The organism is Pseudomonas sp. JBR1 (genome assembly GCF_028198185.1).
In the GTDB taxonomy this organism is placed as follows: Bacteria; Pseudomonadota; Gammaproteobacteria; order Pseudomonadales; family Pseudomonadaceae; genus Chryseomonas; species Chryseomonas oryzihabitans_E.
In genome coordinates, this window is record NZ_CP116340.1 from 117855 (window position 1) to 136101 (window position 18247).

Consider the following 18247-nt stretch of genomic DNA (forward strand, 5'->3'; position numbering starts at 1 on the left):
AGCGTGAGACAGCTTGGGTTTTGCGACCTCCGTCCTTGAACGGCCCGGGTTAAACCATTATGAAGTGCCGTGGTATCTCGCCCAGCGAAGCCACCTCGGCACGTGCGGATCCAAGGGGGAGTCGTCGTCAGCTGGACAAGGAGCTCCCATGCCTGATGCGCCTCAACGCACCGCCTCGCCCCAGGAGATCGCTCCGTCCTCACGGCTCCGTCTCAAGCCGCGTAGTCTGTTCGCCACCTTCTTTCTGGCGTTCATCCTGGTCGATGCCCTAGGCACCTTGCTGTTCACCCTGCACAGCTATCGTCAGGCCCGGGATGCCAGCAGCCAGAGCATCGATTATCGGCTGATGAGCGCCGCCCTGGCACTGCCTGAAATCCTGGGCGAAGACTATCTGGCACAGCTGCAAGACCCGGCCAATGCGGATTCCGCACGCTACCAACGCACCTTGATCAACCTGGATCGCTATGCCCGCAAGGCCGGGCTGGCGTCGCTCTATGCCTTCGTCAAGGAAGGTTCGAATTTTCGCTTCATCATGGATTCGGCCAACGAGGAAGAAATCCGCGTTGGCTACTTTGGCGACTATCGCCAGCTCTACGATCAGGCACCGCCGGAACTCGGAGCCGTGTTTGCCGATCATCAACCTCGTTTCGCGGAATACCAGGATAATTTTGGCAGTTTCCGTTCTCTGTTCCTGGCCATTCCCGGGCAGGACGGGCAAGCAGTCGTCATAGGGGCGGACATGTTCATGGAAGGAATAGCAGCAGCAGAGCAGTCGGCTCTACTGGATTCGCTGCTGATAGGCGCAATCATCTTTGCCCTGGGGGCTCTGGTCAGTCGGATACTGGCCGGTGTGCTCAATCGCTATCTTGCCCGCCTCGGGCAGGCCACCGAGCGCATCGCCGACGGCGACTATCAATTGGGCCTCAAGGAAGGACGCGATCCGGTCGGCCGGCTGGGCCGCGCCATGAACCAGATGGGCGCTGCCCTGGCTGCGCGCGAGCGACGCATCAGCCAGCTGGCCTTTCGCGACATGCTTACCCGCCTGCCCAACCAGGTGCGGCTGGTCCTGGAGATTCGCCAGCGTATCGAACGCGCCGCGGCCGGGCGTTTCGCCGTTTTGCTGCTGGACGTGGCGAACTTCCGCAATATCAACGAACTGCTCGGCCAGGAGGGCGGCGACAAGATCCTGCGTCATCTGGCGCGCCGGCTAAGGGTCGCGGCGCCGGAAGAAAACGGCGTAGCGCGGATCGGTGCCGACACCTTCGTGTTGCTGCTGCCCTGGTTCGATGGCGCTTCGGCGGAGGCGGCGCTGCTGTCGCTGCGCAACCTGGTGGAGAAGCCCTTCGTCAGTGGCAATCAGCGAATATCTCTGCGCATCACCTTCGGTATCGCCTGCTACCCCGAGCACGGCACCAGCGCCGAAGCCTTGCTGGCCAACGCCGAGACCGCCCTGCAGGATGCGCGCCGGCGGCAGCTGCCCTTCGCCTTCCATGATCCGGACCAGGAGCGCCAGCGTCAGCTCGGCATTGCCATGCTCGATGCCCTGGACCTCGCCGTGGATCACGATCAGTTGCGGCTCTATCTGCAACCCAAGATCGCGCTGCCGGATGGCCGGGTCGAGGGCGCCGAAGTCCTGATCCGCTGGCAACATCCGGAGTTGGGCCTGCTCAAGCCGGACGCCTTCGTCGGCATCGCCGAACAGAGCCGCAAGATCTGCGACATCACGCTCTGGGTGCTGGAACGTTGCATGCGTCTGCAGCGCGAGCGGCAGCTGGGTGCCCTCAAACTCAACGTCAATCTGTCGCTGCTGGACCTCGAGCACCCGGCCTTCATCGCCCGCATCGGCCGGCTGCTGGACGAGACGGGTGCCGTAGCCGCCGGCTTCTGCCTGGAGATCACCGAGTCCCGGGCCATGAGCAATCCGGTACAGGTGCTCGACTGCCTGCGCCAGCTCAAGGCGATGGGCTTCGAACTGTCGCTGGACGATTTCGGTGCCGGTCATTCCTCGCTGGCCTGCCTGAGCAGCTTTCCCATCGACGAGCTGAAGATCGACCGGCAGTTCATCGAGCACTGCCAGTTGCCGGGTGATCAGGAGGTGATTCGCCTGCTGGTCCAGCTTGGACAGCTACGCGGCCTGCGCGTGGTGGCGGAAGGGGTGGAAACCCACCAGGCGCTGCAGGTGCTCACCGAGCTGGGCTGCGACCAGATCCAGGGCCAGTTGGTAGCTGGGGCTCTGTCACTGGAGGACTTCCAGCACTGGTACGCCGAGCAGGAGCAAGGTTACTGGGAGCTCAGGGCGTAGACGAAAGGCAAAGCCCTTCACCGAGCGGGGCAGCTGACGCGCGATCAATATCCCGGAAAGCACGAAGCCGCCTCGCGGCGGCTTCGGTAGCGGATCCTAGGGCTTAGAAGCGGTAGGTCAGCTGGGCACCCAGGCCATGGGCGCTGTTGTCGTATTTGGCGCTGTAGCCGGCCTTGGTGGCGGTGGCGGGGCGATTTATCGACACATCGTCTTCCCAGAGATAGGCATAGGCCACATCGATGGTCATGTCCTTGGTCGGGGACCAGCCTGCGCCCACCGAGAAGGTCTTGCGATCACCCACCGGGATGCGCACGTTGCGGTCGCCGTTGTCCGCCGGGGTGGGGTCGATGGCCATGCCGGCACGTAGCACCCACTGGGGATTCAGCTGATAGGCCGCGCCCACGGCGTAGGACCAGGTGTCCTTCCATTTGAGCTCTTCCGACACGGTTGCCAGGGGCGAACCCAGCACTGGCAGGGTAGGCGTACCCTCGTTCTCCACGTCGATCGATTTGAGGCGACTCCAGCGAGTCCAGGTGGCGCCAGCGTACATCGTCCAGTCGTTGTTCAGACGATAGGTGAAGGAGGCATCGCTGCTCTCTGGCAGGGTGATATTGAGGCTGGCGTCATATTTGCCATTGAGACGGCTGACCAGGGCGTTGGTGATGGGGCTGACCTGGCTGTTGGCGCCAGTTACCTCGGTGTTGCCCTTGAGCTTGTAGGTGACCTTGGAGTGGTAGGTCAGGCCGAAGGTCAGGTCATCGGTCAGGTCCGCCAGCAGGCCGACGTTGAAGCCGTAGGCGGTGTCATCGCCATCGATCTTAACCTGGCCATCCTGAGTGCTGCCGAAGTTGACGTTGCTGTTGAGCTTGCCTTCGATGCGGTTGATAGTCGGGCCGAAGCCGACGGACACCTTGTCGGTGATCTTGTAGCTGACGGTCGGCTGGATGGTGATGACCTCCACCTTGCTCGCCTGGCCCTGGTAGCGGCCCTGGAAGGCATGCTCATAGTTGCTGATCAGCGCATAGGGGACGTAGACACCCAGGCCGAAGTGCAGGCGGTCATCCACCGGGGTCACGAAATAGCCGAAGGGCACCACCGAATTGGGCACCATGTCGCCGTCGTTGCTGCCGGGCACCTGTGTGCCATTGGCATAACGGGCGTTGACGTCCTTGATGTCGACCTTGGCGTGAATGTAGGCGCCACCCAGGGAGACCTCGCGGCCCAGGCGGGACATGCCGGCCGGGTTGCCATAGATGGTGGAGGCGTCCTGCGCGGAAGAGGAGCGTCCAGCGAAGGAGGTACCCATACCGCTGACACTTTGTTCGTTGATAGCCAGACCGTTCGCCAGGGCATAGCCGGAAGCGCTCGAAACGGCCAATGCAAGCAGGGTCAGTTTTATTGTTTTCATGCTCTTGCAGCTCCATTGAAAGGCGAGAAGCGCTACCCCCGCGGATTCCCAAGTCCGAGTGAGTACCTGCGCACACTCTGCTTTTAGCAGGCCTCGCCCGTGAATACAAAAAAAACTATTCGGTCACGTTTGGTTCGGGGTGGTCATCAGGCGTTCATCCGACGAACCCGCCTGGAAAGCCGCTGAATGCCCTGTTCCCCAGCGATCGACAGACCGCCGACGGGCACCGAAGAACACGCTCGGGTGGCTTATACTGTCGGCTCATCTGTTCGGAGTGCGCCCTTGACTTCTGCCCCTCACTGGATCCGCGACGATGCGGCGCTGGCCACCCTCTGTCAGCGGTGCCAGACCTTGCCCTTCATCGCCCTCGATACCGAATTCATGCGGGTCGATACCTTCTATCCCAAGGCCGGCCTGATTCAGATAGGCGACGGCGAACAGGCCTACCTGGTCGATCCGCTGTGCATTGGCGACTGGACCCCTTTCTCAGCCTTGCTGGAAGACGCTTCCGTCGTGAAGGTGCTGCACGCTTGCAGCGAAGACCTGGAAGTGTTGCTGCGTTTGACCGGCAGCCTGCCGCAGCCGCTGTACGACACCCAACTGGCGGCTGCCTATCTGGGTCTGGCCCATTCCATGGGTTATTCGCGGCTGGTCGCCGAAGTGCTCAAGATCGACATACCCAAGGACGAGACGCGCTCGGACTGGCTGCAACGTCCCCTGACCCCGCTGCAGGAGCGCTACGCGGCAGCCGACGTGACCTATCTGGTCGACGTCTACCACTACCTGAACGCACGTCTGGATGACCAGCGGCGCACCTGGCTACTGGAAGATGGCGCTGAACTGGTGGCCAATCTGCGGCGTATCAGCGATCCCTGGGAAGCCTACCGCGACGTCAAGCTGGCTTGGCGCCTGTCGCGCCAGCAACTGGCGGTGCTGCGGGTGCTCTGCCACTGGCGCGAGGTGACCGCCCGAGAGCGCGACCAGCCGCGCAACCATGTCCTGCGTGAACGCTCGCTCTGGCCGCTGGCGCGTTTCCAGCCCGACGACAAGCAGGCGCTGGCGCGCATCGACGACATGCACCCGCGCACCGTGCGCCAGGATGGCGATACCTTGCTGGCGCTGATCGACGAAGGCGTGGCTACCCCGGCCGACCAATGGCCGGCGCTGCAGTCCGAGCCCTTGCCCCACGAGGCATCGCCGCTGCTCAAGGCCCTGCGCGCCATCGGCGAACGCGATGCCGAGGCCCTGGGCATGGCACCGGAACTCATGCTGCGCAAGAAGGTGCTCGAAGCCCTGCTGCGTACCGGCTGGCCCGATGGCGACTACCAACTCCCGGAGAATCTCCGCGGCTGGCGTCGCGAGCGCTTTGGCCAGGCCCTTCTCGATCACCTGCAGGCGCAGCGCACCGCGCCCCTGGAAGACACCCCATGAAGCTGTTGTGCTCTATCTACCGAAGCCCGCGCAAGCCGGAAATGTACCTCTATGTCGACAAGCTCAAGGGTCTGACCCGCGTCCCCGAGGGCCTGCTCACCGCCTTCGGCCCCCCAGCGCTGGCCTTCGAGTTCGTGCTGACCCCGGAGCGCACGCTGGCACGGGAAGACGTCGCCAAGGTCCTCGAGAACATCGACAAGCAGGGCTATCACCTGCAGATGCCACCGCCGGAGCTGGAGCGCGACGACTACATCGAGCACCTGCCCGAAGAACTGCTGCGTCTCAACGATCCGCTATGACCGCCGTCCTGCTGCTGGAAGACGAGCCTTCAGCCTATGTGCAGGCCTGGCGCCAATTGGCGCCGGACCTGGAACTACGGGTGCCGGCGGACCCGGCCGAGGCTCTTCGTCTGGCGGCAGCAGGGGGCTACTGGTTCGGCCAGCCGGATCGCGCAGCAGCGCTGCTGCGCGAGGGCGCCAAACCGACCTGGCTGCAATCCACCTGGGCCGGCTATGCGCCGCTGCTGGCAGCGGATCTGCCTTGCGACTATCGCTTCAGTCGCGCCGTGGGGTTGTTCGGCCAGAGCATTGGCGAATACGTCCTGACCTATCTGCTGCAGCATGAGCGTCAGGTCATTGCACGCCAGCTCAGCCAGCGTGAGCAACGCTGGGATACCCGCACGCCGGGCACCTTGGCCGGGCGACGTTTGCTGCTGGTAGGGGCCGGTGACATCGGGCAGGACATGGCGCGGTTGTTCGCCCCCTTCGGCATGACGATCACCGGCGTGGCGCGCAGCCTCCGCGCCGTGCCCGGCTTTGCCCAGGTCGTGACGTTGGCGGAGCTGCGCCAGGCGGCGAGGGAGGCAGACTTCGTCGTCAACCTGCTGCCGGACAGCGCGTGCACCCGGGATATCTATGATGCGGCCTTCTTCGCCGCCTTGCCCGCAGGCGCCCTGTTCATCAATGCCGGACGCGGCACCAGCGTGGTGGATGCCGCTCTGATCGCCGCGCTGCAAGGCGGTCACCTGGCCGGGGCGGTGCTGGACGTGTTCCGCCAGGAGCCGCTGCCGCAGGACCATCCCTTCTGGCAGGCACCGAACCTGCAACTCACCGCCCATGTCGCCGGGCCCACGCCGCCGGCAGCGGCCATCCGGCTATTGCTGGACAATCTCCAGCGCCTGCAACAGGGGCAGCCCCTGCGCGGCGCCGTTGATCTCGCCCTTCAACCGAAGGTATAGGGGCCGGCCACCGCCAGCTCCTCGACCTTCAACCGCGGGCTGGGTAGCTCACGGGCCTGCAGTTGTTCCGACAGGCTGGCCTTGTCGCCCAGCTTGCCGATGGCCACTGCCAGCTCGACCTTGAACGGCGCCGGTACCCGCAACTCACGCTGAATCCCCTCGCGATCGATGCCTGCCATGCCGTGCACGTGCCAGCCGGCATTGGTCGCCTGCAGCGCCAGGTAGGCCCAGGCGGCCCCGGCGTCGAAGCTGTGGCTGGGGAAGGGCACTTCCTCGCCACTGCTGGCGCGCAGCAAGGTGGTCTTCGACAGGATGATCACCAGGGCCGAGGCATGCTGCGCCCAGGAGCGGTTGAACTCGCTGATCAGCGACAGGAACAGCTCCCAGTGGGCGTCGTCGCGCCGCGCATAGAGGAAGCGCCAGGGCTGGGCATTGAAGGCCGAAGGTGCCCAGCGTGCGGCTTCGATGAAGCCGAGCAGGGTCTCTTCCTCGATAGCTGTGGGTTCGAAGGCGCGGGGCGACCAGCGCTGCACGAACTGCGGGTCGACGGGGTACTGTGGCGTACGGCTGCTGTTGGTCATGGGCTCATCACACGTGGGAAAGAAGATCCGGCACGGTAATCCGACCCGATGGAGCCGACAAGGGCGCGAACGGTGCTTGGCGCCTGGGGCGTGCGGCACTAGACTGCGCGGCCTTTCCTTTGCCCGACAATCCGCCATGGCCGCCATCACCCAGCCGTTCTGGAAGCGCAAGACCCTCGATCAGCTCGATGCCCAGGAATGGGAATCGCTGTGCGACGGCTGTGGCCTGTGCTGTCTGCAGAAACTGGAAGATGAAGACGACGGCGCCGTCTATTACACGCGCATCGCCTGCAAGCTGCTGGATCTCAAGACCTGCCAGTGCAGTCGCTATGCCGAGCGTACCCGCTTCGTACCCGACTGCATCCAGCTCACGCCGGCCCAGGCCGACCAGTTCGCCTGGCTGCCGCCCACCTGTGGCTATCGCCTGGTGGCCGAAGGCAAGGATCTGCCGGAGTGGCACCCGCTGATCTGCGACGACCGCGAGGCGGTGCACAAGGCCGGCATCTCCCAGTCCGGCCGCATGCTCAGCGAGACCCAGGTCGCCGAGGACGACTGGGAAGACTACCTGATCTTCCGCGCCGGCTAGCCCAGCGGCGACTCCATGTGCGAGGTGCGCTCGATAGCCCCGTAGCGGTCGCCGACCGCATGGGCTCGCTCCAGTAGCACCTTGAGTTCCGCCAGATCCTGAGCGATGCGGGTACCGGGGTCGCGGCGCAGCAGGCGAGCGAACAGGTGGCCCAGGCGACCGGCTGGCGGTTCGTAGGCCATGACGGCCGTCACCTCGGTGCCACCGGGCACATCTTCAAAGCTGACCCAACCCAGGTTGTTCAGGCCGGCATATCCGCAGGAGCGCCAGCCGATCAGCCGGCCCGGGACGTCGTCGGTGACTTCGGCGTCCCACTCGAAGCGGCCCATGGGTGCCTTGACCACCCAGTGCGAATAACGGTCGTTGAGCACGTCCACGCGCTCGATATGACGCATGAAGATCGGCAGGTTGGAGAAGTCGCGCCAGAACTGATAGAGCTCATCGCGCGGCCGGGCGATCACCACCCGCCGAGTCTGAGAGGCAGCCGAACGCCATGCCAGCGAGCGACGAACGTCACGTTCGAAACGAACCTTGGTCAGGGTGCGCCGAATCGAGCAATGGCCACGCAGGCCACGATTCAGCAGCCAGGCACCGGTGGCGCCCGTGAGCAAGCCAAGCAGGCCGCCACGCGCCAGGCCGCGGCTGAGCAGCAGGCCACCGCCGGCCACGGAGGCCAGGCGTTCCATGCCTTTTATGGCGGCGGCGTCGCGAGGCGGAGGAGCGAGAGGGGGAGTAGGGGCATCTAGGTGCATGGCAGATTCTCCTTTAGCTGTGGAAAAGACCTGCCCAGAGCCCCCGCCGTTCCCTAGCCGGTCAGGCCCAGTACCCGGAAGACGAAGGCGTATTCCAGGGCCACGTCGCGCAAGGCCTGGTAACGGCCACTCATGCCCCCGTGGCCGGCGCCGAATTCGGTCTTGAGCAGCAGTAGCGGCGCCTGGTCGGTGCGCAGTTCGCGCAGCCGCGCCACCCACTTGGCGGCTTCCCAATATTGCACCCGGGTGTCGTGATAACCCGCCACCGCCAGAATGGCTGGATAGGCCTGGGCCTTCACGTTTTCATAGGGGGCATAGCTGGCAATGCGGTCGCGCACCTCCGGTTCGTTCGGATCGCCCCATTCGTCGTATTCGGTTACGGTCAGCGGTAGATCCGGCTTGAGCATGGTGTTGAGTACATCGACGAAGGGCACCTCGGCGATGGCGCCAGCGTAGAGTTCGGGACGCTGGTTGAGTACCGCGCCGATCAGCAGGCCGCCCGCGCTGCCGCCGCTGATGACCACCTGTTGCGGCGTCGTCAGGCCCTGATCGAGCAGATGCTCGGTGCAGGCGATGAAGTCGTCGAAGGTGTTCTGCTTGTGTTCCAGCTTGCCGCTGCGATACCAGGCCTCGCCCAGCTCGCCACCACCGCGGACATGGGCGATGGCGAAGCGCACGCCGCGATCCAGCAGACTCAGGCGCGCGTGGGAGAACCAGGGGTCGAGGCTGTGGCCATAGGCGCCATAGCCATAGAGGTACAGCGGGGCGCTCTGCGGCAGATCGCGACGACCGACCAGACTGATGGGAATGCGCGTGCCATCGGCGGCGGTGGCCCAAAGGCGGCGGCTTTCATAGGCATCGGCGTCAAAGGGGCCTTCCACCGGGACCTGCTTGAGTACCCGCTGGGCGCCGCTGGCGAGATCCAGCTCGCGGACTTCCGCCGGGCGATTGAGCGCTTCGTAGCGCAGGCGCATGACCGGGCTGTTGAATTCCAGCACGTCCATGGCATCGAGGCTGTAGACCTCGTCCGGCAGGTCGACCCGATAGGGCGCCTGGCCGTAGGGACGAACTTCCAGAATCGGCAATCCTGCCGTACGCAGGCTCAGCACCAGCGCCTGGGCGCCGAGGCTGGCATCCTCCAGCATCACCTCGGGGTCGTGGGGCACGAGCAGTTGCCAGTGCGACCGCGTCGGGCTCTCTTCGGCGGCCTGGTAGAGCGCGAAGTTGATGCCGTCCTGGTTGCTGCGCACATACCAGCCGTCGACGCCATGATCAGGGAAGTACTCATGGCCTTCTTCGCGCGGTGCCAGGCAGACGAAGGCTTCATCCGGCCGATCCGCGTCCAGTACCCAGGCCTCGCTGGTGGTCTTGCTGTGGGACAGCAGCAACAGCTTGCGTTCCGAGCTCGAGCGATAGCAGCCCAGGAAGAAGCGGCCGTCGGTCTCGTGGAAGACCAGTTGCGGTTCGGCATCGCCCAGGTGGTAGCGATAGAGCTTGTGGGGGCGATGGGATTCATCGCGCTCGCCAAAGAACAGGGTGCGGCTGTCATTGGCCCAGGTCAGGCTGCCATCGCATTCCTCGAAGGGCAGTTCGGTCACCGCGCCGGTGGCCAGCTCCTTCACATAGAGTCGATAGGTCTCATCGCCGACCTGGTCCAGACTGTAGGCGAGTCGGGTCTGGTCCGGGCTGATGGTGAAGCGGCCGACGGAGAGAAAGCCACCGTCGGCGATGGCATTGCCGTCGAACAGCAATTCCTCGGTCGCAGGATCAGGCGTCAGGTCGCCATCGGCCGGGCGGCGGCAGCGATAGTTGCGACCGTATTCGTCACCGGCCTGGGTACGCTGATAGTAGAGATAGTCGCTGCGGGGGACGGGTAGGGACAGATCCGTTTCGCGAATGCGCGCGCGGATCTCCTCGAACAGCTGCTCACGCAGGGCGGCCTCGGGTGCCAGCTGGGCTTCCAGGTAGGCGTTCTCAGCCTCCAGGTGAGCCAGCACCTCGGGGGCGTCACGGCTTTCCAGCCAGACGTAGGGGTCGTCGCCAGGGGCGCGGCGGGCGGTGGGGGCTTGGGTCATGCGAGCTCCTTGGGCGCCGCGCAAAGACACGCGGGCGGGGCAAAACCGCTATCATAGGCTTCTCCTTTCCGCTATCGCCATGGATCGCAATGACCGAGCAAGAGTACCTGATCGCCTGGGCCGTCTACGCCATCGCCGCGCTGCTGTTGTTGGTGGTGTCTTTCAAGGCCACCGGCTGGCTCTGGCGCTGGCTGCGTGAACCCCTGCGCCTGGTGGTGGCCGTGCTGCTGGTGACGCCCGCCATGGTGGATGCCGAGCACGGCCTCTATGCGCCAGCGATCGCGGTGACGGTGCTGGATCTGGTGTTCAAGGTCGGCAACAGCGCCTGGTCGGCGGTCGCCAACCTGGCCGCCGCTGGCACCATCGGTGTGGTGCTCTACCTGATCTTCGTCCTGTGCCGCTGGCTCTACCGCCGCTCGCATCCGCGCTCCGCCCCGGTCGCTGCGGAAGCGCCGGCGGATGGTCCTCAGCCCGAATCGGCGGCGGCCCTGCGCGACCCGGCAGCGCCGGCTGAGCGCCGCGAACCCCGAGGCCGCAGCGAGCGCGTGGAACCGCGTCTGTAATCCAGGCTTGCGCACTCGGCGTCACCCCTGCAGCATGACCGCGAAGGGCAGCGGCTGCAGTCGCCGTTGAACCAGGCAGCCACCCGGAGGGACGGACATGTGCGAATTGCTGGGCATGAGTGCCAACGTGCCCACGGATCTGGTCTTCAGTCTCCAGGGTCTGATGCAGCGTGGCGGCCGTACCGGCCCGCACCGGGACGGCTGGGGCGTCGCCTTCTATGAGGGGAGGGGCCTGCACCTGTTCAAGGATGCCCTGCCGGGTGCCGATTCCGAGGTGGCCAAGCTGGTCCAGGGCTATCCGATCAAGAGCCATACGGTGATCGGCCATATCCGTCACGCCAACGTGGGCGCGGTCAATCTGGCCAATACCCACCCCTTCGTGCGCGAGCTGGGCGGGCGCTACTGGAGCTTCGCCCACAATGGCCAGCTGCAGGATTTCCATCCCGAGCCGCGCTTCTATCGCCCGGTGGGCGATACCGACAGTGAAGCGGCCTTTTGCAGCCTGCTGGATCAGGTCCGCGAGCGCTTTCCCGAACCGGTGCCGGTCGAGATGCTGCTGCCGCAGCTGGTGAATGCCTGCGACGGCTTTCGCAAGAAGGGTGTCTTCAACTGTCTGCTCAGCGACGGCGACTGGCTGTTCAGCTTCTGCACCACCAAGCTGGCCCATATCACCCGCCGCGCCCCCTTCGGTCCGGCACAGTTGCGTGATGCGGAAGTCCACATCGACTTCAAGGCCGAAACCACGCCGGATGATGTCGTCACCATCATGGCCACCGAACCCCTGACCTGCGATGAGGTCTGGACCCTGCACCAGCCAGGGGAATGGCATCTCTGGTGGAATGGCGAGATCGTCACCCAAGGCCGCGTTTGAACAGGAAGCCTCCCCGCGATGCTGCGTAGTTATATTCGTCTGCTGTTGTTCACCCTGGCCTTGCTGGTGGGGGTGCAGATTCCCGGCTTCATGCTCGATTACGAGCAGCGCGTGGACGCCCATCGCCTGGAGTCCGATCAGGCCCTGGGCGGCTTCCGGCGGACCGCGCAACAATATTTCGAGGGCAGTCTCGACGGCCTGCTGGCCCACTATCAGACCAGTGAGGATCCGGTTTTTCGCAGCGATGCCGACAGCCTCGCCGTCCTGATGCGGCGCAATGCGCTCTTCAACGAAGAATGGCAGGCGCTGCAAGGCCCCTGGTACCAGCGAGCCTGGCATATCCTGGTTCGACCCAATCCGGAGCTGCGTGACGAAACCCTGCGGCAGTACCGTTATCAGGTAGTGCTCACGCCTGAGGCCATCGGCTGGGGGGTAGGGCTGGGCCTGGTGCTGGCCGTGACGGTGGAAACCCTGGCGCTTTGGCTTTCGATCCTGCTCTATCCGCGGCGTCCGGCGCGGCGTCTTGCCTAGGTCAAAAAAATATTTCACGTTTTCAGGTGTTTAGCGGAAAAAAAGGGCTTGACGCTCATCTCCCGCGCTGTAGAATGCGCACCCACAGCAGGCACGTAGCTCAGTTGGTTAGAGCACCACCTTGACATGGTGGGGGTCGTTGGTTCGAATCCAATCGTGCCTACCAAACAAAACCCGCACTGCTGGCGGGTAAGAAAAAAGGCGATCCGAAAGGGTCGCCTTTTTTCGTTTGGGTATGGGTTGGGGGAAGCGCCAGCGGTCAGCGCTTCAGATCCGTCCTGGTGACTGGGGCTCGATGACCAGTTCGCCGTATCCGCCCTGATTCTGGCGAATCACATCCGGATCGGCATGGCGCCTGAGTGATCGGCGTGTTCCGCCGGAGAAGGGTCATGAGCCAGGCGCCTGTTGCCCGGGCCACGGGGACGGTGGGGCAGTGACCGGCGCCAGGCCAATAGCGCGGCTCGGCCATTCTGCCGTCGCCTGCTATCCAGGAGTGGCCGCCAGGTCCTCGCGGCAAGCCGCTGGCGATTCTTCATGACCTGAGTCATTCCAGCGGCGTGCTGCTGGGCCAGGGTCTTTGCCCGCCCAGGAATGCGAAGCGCTAGGCGTCTTGCTGCCGGGCGGTCATTGGCCACGTGAGGGCAACGAACGCCATCCCGCCACCCACCAACAGCAGCGCTGCACTCAGGCTCCAGTGCTGCGCGACGAAGCCGATCGTGGCCGGACCGATGAGAATACCGGCGTAGCCGATGGTGGTGATCGCTGCAATGGCGTGGCTTGCGGGCATCCGGGTCTGCCTTCCGGCGGCACTGAAAAGCACGGGGACGATGTTGGAAGCCCCAAGGCCAACCAGTAGAAAGCCGGCGAAGGCAAAGGGCTGGGTGGGTGCCAGGACCGCCATCAGGAAGCCTGCCGCGGCGAGTAGACCGCCGCCTACGACCACTTTCAGGCCGCCCAGCGTCTTCACGATCCAGTCGCCGGTCAGGCGGCCAATGGTCATCGCCAGCGCGAATACCGTGTAACCGAAGCCGGCCTGTGCCGGATCGACGCCATGCGCATTGATCAGGAACAGGGCGCTCCAGTCCAGGATCGCGCCTTCACCGAGAAAAATCAGAAAACAGAGCAAGCCGATGAAGGCGACGATCCCGCGCGGCAGCGTGAACAGCGGGGTATGCCCGGCGTCGTGATTGCCGTAGGGCAGCAGACCCTTGATTGAAGCCGCGAGTAGAACGATCAGCAGCGCGCTGAACACCAGGGTCGCAACCAGCGGTTGCGTTCCAGCTCCCAGCAGAACGCTCATGCCGCCGGCGCCGACAATCCCGCCGACACTGAACAGGCCGTGGAAGCCGGACATCATGTTGCGACCGCTGTCCTTTTCGACCATCACGGCCTGAATGTTGATGGCGACGTCCAGGGCGCCAACGCTTGCCCCGAACAAGGCCAGGGCTATGGCCATGCCGAAAATCGAATCGGCGAGGGCAAGCAGGGGCAGCACCAGGGCGAGTGCCACCGAGCTGGTCGCGATCACCGCGCGGCACCCAAAGCGGCTGGCGAGGATGCCGACGATAGGCATCGCGACAATGGATCCCAGGCCTAGGCAAAGCAGCAGAAGGCCAAGCGTTGAGTCATCGGCGCCGATCCTTGCCTTGGCAACGGGCACCAAGGGTGCCCACGCGGCCATGGCAGAACCCGCAATGAGGAAGCCCGCTCGGGTCGCCCATTGCTCGATCGCTCCCGAAGGCTGTTGGGCGGCGAGTTGCACGTGTTGCATTGGAGGGACTCCGGAAAAAGGTGGCAATAGAGGTGATAACACTTCATACCAGTGTTAGCTGATCATGCATCATTAAGCAAGAATGCGCACAATCGTGCATGTTGTGGCTGTATGCGCAGAGCTAGACGGCCATGCCTGATTCGAGCGGACTGGCGTCGAGGCATAGGCAGGACCTGGTAGCTCTGCCTAGGGGGAGGGGAGGTGAAGGCCTGTGCGAATCTGTGGGCGGAGCGGAGCTTCAGTATGGCGACACGCTCAGGTGCAATAGCAAACCGACGGCTTCTCCTGCAGCGACAGCCTATGTCTGGGCACCGTCAGGTTTTGGGCGTCGGCGGTTGAGGACAGGGCTCTCTGAGGCGTTTTTTGCAGAAGGGGTATGGTTGGGTCCAGTCAGGCCTGGCAAAAAAATCCGCATCGGTGGTGGGTAATGGAAAAGGGCAATCCCAGAGGTCGCCCTTTTTGTGTTTGCCCATGCTGCACGCTGTGATCGATGCGGGCTTGCTGGGCATCGGGTCGTTTAACGGGGCGACCTTACGATCGTCCTGTTTGCCCAGGTCGGGCCATCAGCTGCTTGGGGTAACGGTCTCGGTGAAGGAGCCGGCCGGTTGCAGTCCGTGCTTGTTCGCCGTGAAGTCCATGGCTGTCGACGCGTAGCGCACCTCATCCTGAGCTTGCTTGAGCGTCAGGTTGGCTTCATAGAACTTGTCACTGGCCAACTGCTTGGCCGCCTGATCGAGGTCGGTGATGGTCTGCTTGAGTGGTGCCAAGGCGATGGTGGTGTCGATATCCACGCCGGCCAGTCGCAGGGTTTCCGCAGCGCCCTTGGCGTCCCCATGTTTGAGTTTGCTATTGGCGTCGGCGACTGCCTTCACTTTCTGTGGGTTGGCCATATAACTGTCTTGCACCACGGTATCACCCCATATCGGTAGCCAGGACGTTACGGTGGTGCTGGTATCGGCTTTGCCTTGGTTGTCCTTGACCTTCAAGTCACTTGCGGCTTTTTTGAGTGCAGTATTATCCGACTGCGCAAGTTTGAGTGCCTGCTGGGCATCCTTGACATGGGCCACGGCTTTCGTGGTGTGACCTTGGAACAGTTCCACGCGCGCAGCGGAGATGTCGGTGAAGGCTCTTTGGCCTTGGGTGGATAGGGCCTGAAAGCTACCCAGTTCGCTCGGCGAGGGCGCTTGAGTGGCGGCGAAGGCCGCAGACGAGCAGGCGGCTACGATGGCGACGACCAGCATGCTTTTTGCCAGTTTATTCTTGACGTTCATTTGCTGCCTCCAGCGGATATGCAATTGAAGTAAGGCTATCGCTCAGGTACCAGAACCAAGTTCTGTAGTGCCTGGAATCGATATTCCGCCGAATCGCTTAACATTGGATTAATAGCGGCGGCGTGCTTCTTGAATGAGGGCTGAACGACGTCGTACTACAGGGCTTTCAACTATTTGAGCGGGCGTGAGTACTTTTTGCGCGCGCTCAATCAAGGCCATCTTTGATGGAAGAATGACCTTCATTCGGAGCGTAGGAAATTCGGTCTTCAAGTGGCTCTTTTATAGAGCGCCTGACCGGGTGGTGTCCTGGTCAAGCTGTGACCTCTTGCCTCGGTCGTGGCGGTCCGGCTTTTCACGTAGACTGGCTGACGATTTTTCTTGGGCCGCCAGACGATTCGCCAGAGGCGAGAAGGGGGCCGGTGCAGCGAGGAGCAGGTGATGACTCAAGGTGGTGAAGGGCGGCAGATCGGCAAGGGTGGTTGCCTGGGATTGATCCTGCTGTCGATCCTGTTCGCGGTCGTGGTCTTCGGCTCCATCATCTACGTCTATCGCCACAATGCGACGCCGGTCAGCCGCGCCAACGAGCAGCAGGCCATCGACCAGTGCCTGGCGCGGGCCAATGCGCCGGAAACCTCGCCGGCCGATCGCCAGGCGCTGATGGAAAACTGCCAGGAAATGCAGAAGCAGTTCCTCAAGAAGTACCCCGACGCGGCCCGTTAAGCAGACGACAGTCCCTGGCGAGGTTGCGCCAGGTCTCGGTTTCTGAAAGGATTTCCGTCCCAAACTTTCCAGTGATCCTTTCGCGTCGCCCGGAATGCCTTGCGGCCCTGCCACTGTGCGGCGGGATTTCCAGCGGTGCGGCTGCTTACTGGCCAATCCCACCATGTGGCCCTTGGTATGGGTCACCACTGAGTTGAGGAGGCGCCATGCCTGTCATTACTCTCCCCGACGGTAGCCAACGTCCATTCGACAAGCCCGTCACCGTAGCCGAAGTTGCCCAGTCCATTGGTGCCGGTCTTGCCAAGGCCACCATCGCCGGTCGCGTCGACGGCCAGCTGCGCGATGCCAGCGATCTCATCGAGCAGGATGCCAACCTGCAGATCATCACCGCCAAGGACGAGGACGGCCTGGAGATCATCCGCCATTCCTGCGCCCACCTGGTGGGTCATGCGGTCAAGCAGCTGTTTCCGACCGCCAGGATGGTCATTGGCCCGGTGATCGACGAAGGCTTCTACTACGACATCGCCTTCGAGCGTCCCTTCACCCTCGACGACCTGTCGGCCATCGAGACGCGGATGCGCGAGCTGATCGACAAGGACTACGACGTTATCAAGAAGATGACGCCGCGCGCCGAGGTCATCGAGGTGTTCAAGGCCCGGGGTGAGGAGTACAAGCTGCGCCTGATCGACGACATGCCCGAGGAGCAGGCCATGGGCCTGTACTACCACGAGGAATACGTCGACATGTGCCGGGGCCCGCACGTGCCCAACACCCGCTTCCTCAAGGCCTTCAAGCTGACCAAGCTGTCCGGCGCCTACTGGCGTGGCGACGCCAAGAACGAGCAGCTGCAACGTATCTATGGCACCGCCTGGGCGGACAAGAAGCAGCTGGCGGCCTATATCCAGCGCATCGAGGAAGCCGAGAAGCGCGACCATCGCCGCATCGGCAAGCAACTCGACCTCTTCCACCTGCAGGAAGAAGCACCCGGCATGGTGTTCTGGCACGCCAATGGCTGGACCGTCTACCAGGTACTCGAGCAGTACATGCGCAAGGTTCAGCGCGAGCACGGGTATCAGGAGATCAAGACGCCCCAGGTGGTCGATCGCGTGCTGTGGGAGCGCTCGGGTCACTGGTCCAACTACGCCGAAGGCATGTTCACCACGGCCTCGGAAAGTCGTGACTTTGCGATCAAGCCGATGAATTGCCCCTGCCACGTGCAGGTGTTCAATCAGGGGCTGAAGTCCTACCGCGACTTGCCGCTGCGCCTGGCCGAGTTCGGTGCCTGCCACCGCAATGAGCCGTCCGGTGCCTTGCACGGCATCATGCGCGTGCGGGGCTTCACCCAGGATGACGCCCACATCTTCTGTACCGAGGAGCAGGTCAAGCAGGAAGCCGACAACTTCATCAAGTTGACCCTGCAGGTCTATGCCGACTTCGGTTTCACCGACGTGATCATGAAGCTCTCTACCCGGCCGGCCAAGCGCGTCGGTTCCGAAGAGCTGTGGGATCGCGCCGAGAAGGCCCTGGCCGATGCACTGGATGCCTCGGGTCTGGACTGGGAATATCAGCCCGGCGAGGGTGCCTTCTACGGACCGAAGATCGAGTTCACCCTCAAGGATTGCCTGGGCCGTCAATGGCAGTGTGGTACTCTGCAGTACGATCCGAACCTGCCGGAGCGCCTCGACGCCAGCTACATCTCCGAGGACAACAGCCGTCAGCGTCCGGTGATGCTGCACCGCGCCATCCTCGGTTCCTTCGAGCGTTTCATCGGCATGCTCATCGAGCACTATGCCGGTCTGTTCCCGGCGTGGCTCGCCCCGACCCAGGCGGTGGTGCTCAATATCACCGACAAACAGGCCGATTTTGCCCAGCAGGTCGTCGGCGAATTGAACGCTGAGGGCTTCCGGGCCAAAGCCGACTTGAGAAACGAGAAGATCGGCTTTAAAATCCGCGAGCATACTTTGCTCAAGGTTCCCTATCTCCTCGTCATTGGAGACCGGGAGGTTGAGACACGATCCGTTGCCGTGCGTACCCGCGAAGGCGTCGACCTGGGCTCCATGCCCGTTGAGCGTTTCCGCGAGCTGCTCACGCAAGCGGTTTCCCGGCGTGGCCGGCAAGATTCGGAGTAATCACTATCAAGCAGCGTGA

General features: G+C 63.5%; 16 protein-coding genes and 1 tRNA gene. 11 read left to right on the plus strand and 6 right to left on the minus strand.

Annotated features, from left to right (window positions below; all coding sequences use genetic code 11):
• Nucleotides 1–148: 148 nt before the first annotated feature.
• Nucleotides 149–2302: a putative bifunctional diguanylate cyclase/phosphodiesterase gene (locus tag PJ259_RS00560; protein ID WP_271654347.1), complete on the plus strand. Its 2154-nt coding sequence runs from the start codon at nucleotides 149–151 to the stop codon at nucleotides 2300–2302.
• 103 nt (nucleotides 2303–2405) lie between these two features.
• On the opposite strand, the gene PJ259_RS00565 is transcribed toward PJ259_RS00560, so the two are convergent.
• Nucleotides 2406–3710: an OmpP1/FadL family transporter gene (locus PJ259_RS00565; RefSeq protein WP_271654348.1), complete on the minus strand. Its 1305-nt coding sequence runs from the start codon at nucleotides 3708–3710 to the stop codon at nucleotides 2406–2408.
• A gap of 282 nt (nucleotides 3711–3992) precedes the next feature.
• Between PJ259_RS00565 and rnd the strand changes: the two genes are divergently transcribed.
• Genes rnd through PJ259_RS00580 form a run of 3 tightly spaced genes read left to right on the plus strand, consistent with a single transcriptional unit; the run spans nucleotide 3993 to nucleotide 6378 of the window.
• Complete coding sequence (rnd, locus tag PJ259_RS00570; RefSeq protein ID WP_271654349.1) at nucleotides 3993–5141, plus strand: ribonuclease D; 1149 nt, start codon at nucleotides 3993–3995, stop codon at nucleotides 5139–5141.
• Nucleotides 5138–5440 carry a YcgL domain-containing protein gene (locus PJ259_RS00575; RefSeq protein WP_271654350.1) on the plus strand — a complete coding sequence of 101 codons (303 nt, stop codon included), beginning with the start codon at nucleotides 5138–5140 and terminating at the stop codon, nucleotides 5438–5440. Before rnd ends, PJ259_RS00575 begins: the two co-directional genes overlap by 4 nt.
• The gene (locus tag PJ259_RS00580; RefSeq protein WP_271654351.1) at nucleotides 5437–6378 is read left to right on the plus strand and encodes a D-2-hydroxyacid dehydrogenase; all 942 of its coding nucleotides are present in this window, start codon (nucleotides 5437–5439) and stop codon (nucleotides 6376–6378) included. Before PJ259_RS00575 ends, PJ259_RS00580 begins: the two co-directional genes overlap by 4 nt.
• On the opposite strand, the gene PJ259_RS00585 is transcribed toward PJ259_RS00580, so the two are convergent.
• On the minus strand, nucleotides 6363–6959 hold the full coding sequence (locus PJ259_RS00585) for a nitroreductase family protein (RefSeq protein WP_271654352.1): 597 nt from the start codon (nucleotides 6957–6959) through the stop codon (nucleotides 6363–6365). The two genes, PJ259_RS00580 and PJ259_RS00585, sit on opposite strands and share 16 nt — an antisense overlap.
• A 136-nt stretch (nucleotides 6960–7095) precedes the next feature.
• Between PJ259_RS00585 and PJ259_RS00590 the strand changes: the two genes are divergently transcribed.
• On the plus strand, nucleotides 7096–7545 hold the full coding sequence (locus tag PJ259_RS00590) for a YcgN family cysteine cluster protein (RefSeq protein ID WP_058762427.1): 450 nt from the start codon (nucleotides 7096–7098) through the stop codon (nucleotides 7543–7545).
• Here PJ259_RS00590 and PJ259_RS00595 read toward each other — a convergent pair.
• Entirely contained in the window at nucleotides 7542–8231 is a 690-nt protein-coding gene (locus PJ259_RS00595) for an SRPBCC family protein (protein WP_271654353.1), read from the minus strand. The two genes, PJ259_RS00590 and PJ259_RS00595, sit on opposite strands and share 4 nt — an antisense overlap.
• Before the next feature lie 119 nt (nucleotides 8232–8350).
• Nucleotides 8351–10372 carry a S9 family peptidase gene (locus PJ259_RS00600; protein WP_271654354.1) on the minus strand — a complete coding sequence of 674 codons (2022 nt, stop codon included), beginning with the start codon at nucleotides 10370–10372 and terminating at the stop codon, nucleotides 8351–8353.
• An 89-nt stretch (nucleotides 10373–10461) separates the two neighbouring features.
• Here PJ259_RS00600 and PJ259_RS00605 point away from each other — a divergent pair, with 89 nt between their 5' ends.
• The 4 genes from PJ259_RS00605 (at nucleotide 10462) to PJ259_RS00620 (ending at nucleotide 12503) form a co-directional block, all read left to right on the plus strand.
• Entirely contained in the window at nucleotides 10462–10935 is a 474-nt protein-coding gene (locus tag PJ259_RS00605; protein ID WP_271654355.1) for an MFS transporter, read from the plus strand.
• 97 nt (nucleotides 10936–11032) lie between these two features.
• Nucleotides 11033–11806, plus strand: a complete 774-nt coding sequence (locus PJ259_RS00610) for a class II glutamine amidotransferase (RefSeq protein ID WP_059314237.1) — start codon at nucleotides 11033–11035, stop codon at nucleotides 11804–11806.
• A gap of 18 nt (nucleotides 11807–11824) precedes the next feature.
• Nucleotides 11825–12337 (plus strand): DUF2937 family protein, encoded by a 513-nt coding sequence (locus PJ259_RS00615; RefSeq protein WP_059314238.1) that lies wholly within the window; start codon nucleotides 11825–11827, stop codon nucleotides 12335–12337.
• A gap of 89 nt (nucleotides 12338–12426) precedes the next feature.
• Nucleotides 12427–12503, plus strand: a tRNA-Val gene (locus tag PJ259_RS00620).
• Nucleotides 12504–12938: 435 nt separating this feature from the next.
• On the opposite strand, the gene PJ259_RS00625 is transcribed toward PJ259_RS00620, so the two are convergent.
• Both PJ259_RS00625 and PJ259_RS00630 read right to left on the minus strand, forming a co-directional pair.
• The gene (locus tag PJ259_RS00625; protein WP_271654356.1) at nucleotides 12939–14108 is read right to left on the minus strand and encodes an MFS transporter; all 1170 of its coding nucleotides are present in this window, start codon (nucleotides 14106–14108) and stop codon (nucleotides 12939–12941) included.
• A 563-nt stretch (nucleotides 14109–14671) separates the two neighbouring features.
• Nucleotides 14672–15379 (minus strand): YfdX family protein, encoded by a 708-nt coding sequence (locus PJ259_RS00630; protein WP_271654357.1) that lies wholly within the window; start codon nucleotides 15377–15379, stop codon nucleotides 14672–14674.
• Nucleotides 15380–15817: 438 nt separating this feature from the next.
• Here PJ259_RS00630 and PJ259_RS00635 point away from each other — a divergent pair, with 438 nt between their 5' ends.
• Together PJ259_RS00635 and thrS are read left to right on the plus strand one after the other, a co-directional pair.
• Nucleotides 15818–16099, plus strand: coding sequence for a hypothetical protein (locus tag PJ259_RS00635; RefSeq protein ID WP_059314241.1), 282 nt, complete (start codon nucleotides 15818–15820; stop codon nucleotides 16097–16099).
• A 206-nt stretch (nucleotides 16100–16305) separates the two neighbouring features.
• Nucleotides 16306–18228 carry a threonine--tRNA ligase gene (gene thrS / locus PJ259_RS00640; RefSeq protein WP_059314242.1) on the plus strand — a complete coding sequence of 641 codons (1923 nt, stop codon included), beginning with the start codon at nucleotides 16306–16308 and terminating at the stop codon, nucleotides 18226–18228.
• Nucleotides 18229–18247 lie beyond the last annotated feature (19 nt).